The following is a 3,002-nucleotide window of genomic DNA, read 5'->3' as shown; positions in this document are numbered from 1 at the left end:
ACAGGATGCGGACGATCACCTCGAGCAGGATCGATCTGTTCTCGGGCTTCATCTTCTGCCCGCCGACGAGCCAGGCCCGGGGACTGCTCTCGTTCTCGGAGGTCTGGAAGCGGATGCCCTCGGTGGTAAGGGCGCTCGACGCGCTCGAGGGCTCCTGGGCGATCGGAGACGAGGCTCCGGTCACCGGTCCCATCGTCCGCGAGCGCATCACGGCGTGACCTTCGACCGCTAGCCTGAACTGAGCACATCCGCGACCGAGAGGATCACCATGTCGATCGATGCGAACGGCGACGTCACGCTTCAGGGCGTCTCCCTGCGGAGCCTGCCCAAGGTCTCGCTGCACGACCACCTCGACGGCGCGCTGCGGCCCGCCACGATCATCGAGCTCGCGGATGCGATCGGCCTGGAGGTGCCGGAATCCGAGCCGGCTGCTCTCGGGTCGTGGTTCGCGAAGCAGAGCGACTCCGGCTCGCTGGTCGAGTACCTCAAGACGTTCGACCTCACGACCGCGGTGATGCAGACGCAGGAGGGCCTCACCCGGGTGGCGCGCGAGTTCGTGCAGGACCTCGCGGCCGACGGCGTGATCTACGGCGAGGTGCGCTGGGCTCCCGAGCAGCACCTGGCTCGCGGCCTCACCCTCGAGCAGACCGTGGAAGCCGTGCAGCAGGGCATCGAGGAAGGCGAGGATGCCGCCGACCGCGCGGGACGTAGCATCCGTGTCGGCCAGCTGATCACCGCCATGCGGCACATCGACCGTGCCCTCGAGATCGCCGAGCTCGCGGTCGACTTCCGCGGCCGCGGCGCCGTGGGCTTCGACATCGCCGGTCCCGAAGACGGCTTCCCGCCGTCGAACCACCGCAAGGCGTTCGACTTCCTCGCCGAGAACTTCTTCCCCGTCACGGTGCATGCGGGAGAGGCGGCAGGCCCCGCCTCCATCCGCTCGGCTCTGCTGGACGGACGCGCACTGCGGCTCGGACACGGTGTGCGCATCGCGGAGGACCTCGATGTCATCACGCAGGAGGGCGACGAGGTGCAGGTGCAGTTCGGCGACCTCGCGCGCTGGGTCCGCGACCGTGAGATCCCGCTCGAGCTCTCGCCGTCGTCGAACCTGCAGACCGGTGCGATCGCCGCGTGGGGCAACACCATGGTGGATCACCCCTTCGACCTGCTGTACCAGCTCGGATTCGCGGTCACCGTGAACGTCGACAACCGCACCATGAGCGCCACCTCTCTCACCCGTGAGCTCGCGCTGCTGGTGGAGGCGTTCGAGTACGATCTCGACGACCTCGAGACGTTCCAGTTCAACGCCGCAGCCGCAGCATTCCTCCCGGTCGAGGAGCGGGAGGAGCTCGTCGAGATGATCGCCGAGGGCTTCGACGCCTGATGATGGCTTCCGGGGGGAAGCGGCGCTCGCGCGCCGCGATCATCATCAGCGCCGCCGTGGCGGTCGTCGTCGTCGGAGGAGCGGCAGCCGCGTTCGTGTGGTTCACCCGCACGCCGGAGAACACGGTCCCGAAGGCGCAGTCCGAGGCTATCGAGCATCCGCTGACGCCGGCGGAGCAGATCGTGGCGGACGCGAACGACCCGCGAGCGTGTGCGGTCACGTTCACGGGCGAAGGTGCTCCTGCGGAGCCGATGCTGCAGTTCCAGGAAGCTCTGTATCAGGGACTGCCCATCCCGCAGCTCGACGGCCGGGTCTTCGCCGGCTGGTACCCGAGCGCGGCGGATGCGGGAGCTTTCGCGGTCGCAGCCCGCGTGAACGGCGCCGACCCCGTGGTGTGCGTGGATCAGCAGGTCGAGCTCTTCGCCGCCTGGAAGACGCCGGAGGAGAACGCCGCGGAAGACGTGCGGGTGCCCATCCTCATGTACCACCAGTTCACGGCCGACCCCGAGGGCGAGAAGGGCTGGCTGCGCGGCAACTACGCGTACATCGGAGACTTCGACGCGCAGATGAACCACATCGCGACCACGGGCTTCTATCTGCCGACGTGGGATGAGCTCAGCGCCTTCATCGACGGGCGGCTCTCGCTGCCGGCGAAGAGCGTGATCATCACCGACGACGACGCCGATCAGACGTGGTTCGACCTCGCGGTACCGGTCGTCGACAAATACAAGGTGCTCTCGACGTCGTTCATGATCACGGCCTATCGGCAGGATCCGGCACCGTCGATCTACGTGCAGCGCCGCTCGCACACCCACGACATGCACCAGGCCGGCGACAACGGCAAGGGCCGGATGGTCAACTGGAGCGCCGATCAGATCGCGGCCGACCTCACGACCTCGGCCGACATCCTCGGCGTGGGTCAGGTGGTCGCGTACCCCTACGGGCACTACAACGACACGACCAAGCAGGGCGTCGCTCAGGCCGGCTACGAGATGGGTCGCACCATCGAACCCGGATACGTGAAGATCGGCACGGACAAGCTCGCTCTTCCCGTGGTGCGCATCGACTACGGCATGGGGTTGGACGCGCTGGTCTCCCGCATCGGCTGAGGGGGACCGCACGGCAGGATGGTGTCATGCCTCCCGCCTCCGAACCCGCGTCCGTCTTCATCGTCGGCCCCGCGTCGTGGAACCGTATCGTCGTGCTCGATCGGTTGCCGGAACCGGAGCCGCACATGCAGTTCGCCGAGGACACGTGGGAGACGGTCGGCGGGACCAGCGCCGGCAAAGCGCTCAGCCTGACCGCACTGGGCCGCACGACGCGGCTCCATGCCATCACCGGGACGGACGCGGAGGGCCGACGCGTTCGCGAAGCCCTGCATGCCTCCGGTGTGCGGACGCGGTGGAGCGACGGCACCACCGAACGGCATCTGAACCTCATGACGCGGGCGGGGGAGCGGGTGTCGCTGTACCTGTCGACGCCGCAGGAGAACCCCACCGAGACCGAGGGAGAAGTCCAGCAGGCCTCCACGACCATCGAATGGGAGGAGACGTCGAGCGTCATCGAGGCAGCGAGCGTTCTGGTGGGCGACGTCGGCGAGGGCATCGGCTCGAACTCC

Annotated in this window: 3 protein-coding genes and 1 pseudogene; all 4 read left to right on the top strand. The window is 68.0% G+C overall.

Annotated elements, in window-relative coordinates; translation table 11 throughout:
• A partial coding sequence (locus KZA10_RS10980) for a hypothetical protein (protein WP_218682899.1) occupies positions 1 to 218 on the top strand: 218 nt, incomplete at its 5' end.
• Positions 219 to 268: 50 nt separating this feature from the next.
• Positions 269 to 1,384: an adenosine deaminase gene (locus tag KZA10_RS10975; protein ID WP_218682898.1), complete on the top strand. Its 1,116-nt coding sequence runs from the start codon at positions 269 to 271 to the stop codon at positions 1,382 to 1,384.
• A gap of 2 nt (positions 1,385 to 1,386) precedes the next feature.
• Positions 1,387 to 2,493 (top strand): polysaccharide deacetylase family protein, encoded by a 1,107-nt coding sequence (locus KZA10_RS10970; RefSeq protein WP_256934733.1) that lies wholly within the window; start codon positions 1,387 to 1,389, stop codon positions 2,491 to 2,493.
• A gap of 26 nt (positions 2,494 to 2,519) precedes the next feature.
• Positions 2,520 to 3,002 (top strand): annotated as a pseudogene (locus KZA10_RS10965) (hypothetical protein); the annotation flags it as partial.

It is taken from the genome of Microbacterium sp. BF1 (genome assembly GCF_019279095.1).
In the GTDB taxonomy this organism is placed as follows: domain Bacteria; phylum Actinomycetota; class Actinomycetes; order Actinomycetales; family Microbacteriaceae; genus Microbacterium; species Microbacterium maritypicum.
This window is presented reverse-complemented; position numbering and strand designations above follow the sequence as displayed.